Source organism: Phenylobacterium sp. (genome assembly GCF_035309685.1).
In the GTDB taxonomy this organism is placed as follows: Bacteria; Pseudomonadota; Alphaproteobacteria; order Caulobacterales; family Caulobacteraceae; genus Phenylobacterium.
This window is the reverse complement of sequence record NZ_DATGEX010000048.1, coordinates 1-5,320: the sequence shown is the minus strand read 5'-3', so window position 1 is coordinate 5,320 and position 5,320 is coordinate 1. Positions and strand designations below refer to the sequence as shown.

The 5,320-nt window shown below is 70.3% G+C and carries 3 protein-coding genes; all 3 read right to left on the bottom strand.

Annotated features, from left to right (window positions below):
* A partial coding sequence (locus tag VKQ35_RS15630; protein ID WP_324363247.1) for a redoxin domain-containing protein occupies positions 1-1,382 on the bottom strand: 1,382 nt, incomplete at its 3' end.
* A gap of 235 nt (positions 1,383-1,617) precedes the next feature.
* On the bottom strand, positions 1,618-4,563 hold the full coding sequence (locus VKQ35_RS15625) for an endoglucanase (protein WP_324363245.1): 2,946 nt from the start codon (positions 4,561-4,563) through the stop codon (positions 1,618-1,620).
* A gap of 4 nt (positions 4,564-4,567) precedes the next feature.
* A partial coding sequence (locus VKQ35_RS15620; RefSeq protein WP_324363243.1) for a MotE family protein occupies positions 4,568-5,320 on the bottom strand: 753 nt, incomplete at its 5' end.

Here is a 5,320-nt window from a genome sequence, read left to right as displayed (position 1 = left end):
TCCTGGTGGCGCGCCTCGCCCGCCGGGATCATCAGGGCGAAGGTCGAGATCACCGCCGAGCGCTTGATGTACTCGGGCGGGGACTTCAGCGTGTAGAAGCCGACCTGGGTCTTGTCGACCGTCTCGTGGCCCATGGTCGTGTAGTGCATCTGGAAGTGCAGCTTGCCGCCCGCGGGCACCGGCGCGCCGGAGCCGTCAGCCATCACCTGCGGCTGGGCGCCGGGCGTATAGGAGCCGACTGACCCGCCGGGGATGGTGTTGGCCGGCTGGTCAGGGGCCGGAATGTGGTTGGAGACCACGTGGTGCAGCACGCGCCGGTCGCCGGGCTTCATGGCGATGGCCTTCAGCCAGGTGTTCTCCTTGAAGGGATTGTCGATCACCTGGTTCTGGTACTCGACCAGGCCCGTCGCCGGCACCTTGAAGGCCGGCAGGTCGACGACCACGTCGGGCTTGCCAAGCTCGGTCGGCCACTCGGGGGCGGTCTTGCCGGCGTTGGCCAGCAGCGGGTCCGGGCCATCGCCGCGCGGCGCGCCGGCCTCGATCCAGTGGACCAGCATCTTGGTCTGGTCGGCGGTCATGCCCTGGTCGTTCTTGAAGGTTCCGATGTGCGGGTCGGCGAAGTAGGGCGGCATGCGGCGCGTGCGCACCGTCTCGCGGATCATCGGGGCGAAGCCCTTGACGATCGTATAGCTGTTCATCGCGAACGGGCCGATGCCGCCGTTCACGTGGCAGGACACGCACTTCTCCTGCAGGATCGGGGCGATGTCCTTGGAATAGGAGATGTTGGCGAAGTCCGCGGCGTGGTCCTTCGCCGGGAAGGCGATCGGCTTGCCGGCCGTGTCGGCGACGCGGATCATCTCCGGCTTGCCGGCCAGCAGGCCGTCGACCGCTTCGCTCACATGGGCGCCCATCGGGCCACGGTAGGCGACGGTCCAGGTCTTGGGGTTGATCACGAAGACTTCGCCTTCGCGCTTCACGCCCAGCTGCTCGCCGACCAGCTGCTGCTCGTCCATCAGGATCGGCACGCTGAGCTTCTGCTTGGCGGCCTCGGCGGCGACCGCGTCGCGGCTGTCGGCCAGGTTGGAGTCGAGCGCCCAGACCACCACGCCCTTGTCCTTGTAGGCGGCGTTCAGCTTCTCCAGCGCCTGCGAGTCGTCGCGGGACAGCGCTGAGCTGTTGCTCCGGGTCATCACCACGATCGCCGGCTCATAGCCGAAGTAATAGAGGTGCTGCGCGAGCCTGGTGTGGTCGGTCAGCTGGAAGTCGTCCACGTGCTGCGGCGTCGCGTTGGGCGTGTCGGCGGCGTTGCCGGCGGGCGCCGCGAAGCCGGCGACGGTGAGGGCCGCAACAGCGGCGGAGGTGGCGAACAGGGCGCGTTTCATGGCGTCAGCTCCAGTTTGTTGGGGGTCGCATATCACCGTTTCCGTGCACGAATGTTGCAGCGGAGGGACGCAGGCGGCGAGCGCGTGCGCCTCGGCGATGTCCGTCAAACCCCTCGAAAAATATAAAGGCCTTGAAAATTATATGTTTTCCCGCGCGCCCCTGCGGACTCGCGAGTGATCGATACAACGTAAGTCTGACTATATCCTTCGGCCCCGTCAAAGGCCGGTTTCACCGCTAGGCCTTGCCGGCCTTGGCGGGCGGCGCGGCGGCGGCCTGTTTGCCGGGCGCAGCGGGTTTGGCGCCCCGCGTCGGCGCGGAGGCCTGGACCTTGCCGTTGCCGACCGGAACCGGGGCGGTCTTGAAGCGGGCCTTCATCTTGTCGACCCAGCCGGTGAAGGCCTCGTTGTCGGCGCTGACGCGGCCGAAGTCGGCGACGCTGAGGTGATTGGTCGAAACCCCGGTGAGCGCGATGCGCAGCGCTTCGGGGTTGTGGGCGGCGTCGAAGAAGGCGCGGTACTGGGTCGACAGCCGCGTCAGGGCCGCGTCGTCGCCGGCCAGGCTGTAGGCGACGCCGGCGCGCAACAGCTTGCCCTCGTCCTCGGCCGAGAGCGGGGTGGCGGTCTTCCAGCGGTCGCCCAGCGCCTTTTCGAACGACGGGCCGGCCTTGGCCCAGTCCTTCTGCTTCCAGACGATCTCGGCGCGCAGGTCCTGGCCGTCCTTGGAATTGTCCTTCTCGATCAGCTCGAGGGCGGTGTCGTACTTGCCGACGCCCATCCAGGCGCGGGATTCGACCTGCCGGCGCTCAAGGTTGAGCGCGTTGGGCAGCACCGTGGTGCGCGAGCCGTTGATCGCCTCGATCGCCTGCTCGGGCTTCTTGTCCATCAGATAGATGCGGGCGAGGTCGGTGGCGACCTGGGCCTTGGGCACCCCGTCCAGGCGGTTGTCGACCTGGTATTTCAGGAGGTCGGCGGCCTGGTCCAGCAGGTCCACGTCGACCAGGCGGCGCACCAGCTTGCGCACCATCAGGTCGCCGTCGGCGCCGATCGGGGCCAGTTCCTTGAAGTCGGTGAAGAGGCCCAGCGCCTGCACCGGCTCCAGGCCGTCGGCGGCGCCGTCGAGGAACAGCGAGCGGAACGCCACGTGCAGGTCCGACTGCAGCTGCAGCGCTTCGGGCAGGTCGGGGAGCTTGGCGCCGGCCGAACGCAGGGCCTCCAGCGCCTCGCGGTAGCGGCCCTGCCCCAGGTAGAGCTGGCCAAGCGCACGGATGGTCTCCAGCTCGGTGGCGTCGCCGCGCCAGCGGTAGCGCAGGCCGTCGAAGATCTGGGCGGCCTGGATCGGCGTCGCCTTGCCGGTCTCCAGGCGAATCTGGGTGGCGCGCAGCAGGGCGGGCGAGGACAGGGACTCGCGCGGCACGGTGGCGATGGCGGCGTACATCCGCAGGGCGCGATCCTTGTGGCCTTCCTGCTCGATGATGCGGGCCTGGATCAGGCGGGTCTGCAGCTCCTCCCAGACGTCGGTCTTGTCGGCCAGCGCCAGGTGGATGCGGGCCTCCGCGCTCGGCAGATCGCCCTGGGCCAGCGCCGCCTTGGCGTCGCCGCGGGCGAAACGCGCCTTCCAGGTCGGCGAGAACATGTTGAAGGCCTCGGCGCCCTTGCTGAACTGGGCGCGGGCCTCGGACCACTGGGCGAGCTGGACGGCGATGTAGGACCGCCAGAGACAGGCGGAGCGGTCCTCGACCAGGACCGGCGAGGAGAAGTCGGCCTCGGCCTCCTTGTAGCGCCGCGCCATGACGCGCGCGATGCCGCGCAGGCCGCGGAACTCCGGGTTGTCCATCTGCCGGGGGCTGGCGCGCGCCAGGTCGTTCAGCACGCCGATGGCTTCGTAGGAGAGCTCCGAGCCGACCAGGAACCGGGCCAGGGCCATGCGGGCGCCGACCGGGGCGGCCTTGTCGGTGCTGGCGGCCTCGACCGTCGCGGCGTCCAGCAGGCGGTGATAGCGGTCGAGGAAGCCTTTCGGCCCGGTCTTGGGCCAGTCCTCGTAGTTGATCAGCGCCGGCATGGCCGCGGGCCGGGGCGCATCCACGGTCAGCCGCGCGGTCTCTTCCGTCGCGAAGCTGGGCGAGAGCGACAGGCCAAGCCTGCGGCCGATGCGCACGATGTCGCCGTCGCGGCTCACCGCCAGGTCGTCGATATGGCTTTCCACCGCCAGGCCCTGCACCGAAGGCAGGACGGCGGCCTGCGCGTAGTCGCGGCGGCTGGGCATGCCCTTCGAGGGGCCGAGCGCGGTGACGACGCTCACGGTGTCGCCGGCCTGCGGGTCGAGCATATCGACCACCTTGGTCGCGCCGGCCACGGCGGCCTTCAGGGTCGCGGGGCCTTCGGCGTCGTCGCGCTGCACGCGGACCACGCTGGGCGAGCCCTCGTCGCCCGGGCCAAGCGCGATGGTCCAGGTGTTGCCGACCGAGGTCGCGAACACCGGCACGCCGTGGGCCGCCTCGATGCGGACGGCCGAATAGTCGGCGCCCTTGGTGGCCGAGATGGCGGAATATTGCACCAGGCCGCGCGGCGAGTGGCTGACGTCGATGGTCGCAGGCGCGTCGAACACCACCCAGACCGCGTCACCCCGGCGGAACACCGCCGCGCCCGCGGGATTGGCCCAGGCGAAGCTGAACTGCACCTGGGCGTTGTCCAGCTTGGACGCCATGTGCACGACGCCGCCGGCGGGGATCGGGTTGGGCCTGGGCGGCTCGGGCGGCGGCTTGTTGGCGGCGGCCAGTTCGGCCGCCGTGGGCGGCGCCTTCTGGAAGACGTTGACGAACATCGCCCCGTCGGACGAGCCCACCTTGTAGTCGGCGTTCTCGGCCAGGGTGATGGCCAGCTGCAGATGGCCGCGGACGTGGCGCTTCTCGGCGGTCTTGATCCACTTGGGCGGCGCGGTGTGAAAGCGCGAGATGTCGGGATCGGCGTCGCGCGGGAAGTCGATGGTCAGCGTGTCGCCGCTGCGCTTGACCTGGGCTTCCGGCGCGCCGTGGAACTCGACGTGGCTGAAGCCGTCGGCCTGGGAGACGCGCACATCAATGCCGGCCTGCACAGAGTTGGGCGCCGCCGCGCCGGCGGGCGCGACGACGCTGGCGACGGCGATGGCCGCCACACCTGCGCGCAATGTCTGGCGCAGGTTCACGGACCTATCCGGCCTTGGCGGGCGGCGGCGCGACGGCGGGCCCAGGGGCTGGCTTGTCGGCCGCCGGCTTGTCGGCGGCAGGCTTGGCGACCGGCGTGTCGTTGGCGGCCGTCTCGTCGGCGGGCGCCTTCTTGCGCGGCGCGGGCTTCTTGACCGAGGCCTTGGTCGGCCTGGGCTTGGCCGCGGTCTTCGAGCCGTCGTCGGCGAGCTTGGTGGCCGAGGCCGCCGCGTCGGCCTGGGCCGTGGCGTTCTGCGCCAGGGTCTGGGCCGCAGCGAAGCGGTGGGCCAGCGACTCGGTCAGCTTCTTGGCGTCGGTCGGCTTCATCTTGCCGACGATGGCGCCGAGCGAGCGTTCCTTCATCTTGGCGGCGATCGGCAGGCGCACGCCGTCCTCCAGGATGGCCATGCGCGCGGCCGCGTCCTTGGGCTTCATGCCTTCGTAGACCTTCACCAGCCGGTCGACCTCGGCCGCTTCGCGTCCATCCGCCTGGGCCAGCAGGCCCTGGATGTCGGACTTCAGCCCGGTCAGCACCTTGGTCTTGGCGTCGAGCTTGGCCTCTGCGGCGGCCAGCAGGCCGAGCTGGGTGGACAGGTCCGCTTCGCGCTGGTCGAGCTGGCCGCGGCGGGCGCCGAGGTTCTGCAGCACCTGCAGTTCGGCGGGCGAGAGGCCGGCTTCCTTGGCCAGTTCGGCGGCGGTGGGCGCGCAGACGGCCTTGGGCTGGATGGTCGGCGGCGGAAGGCCGGCGGTGGCCGCGGT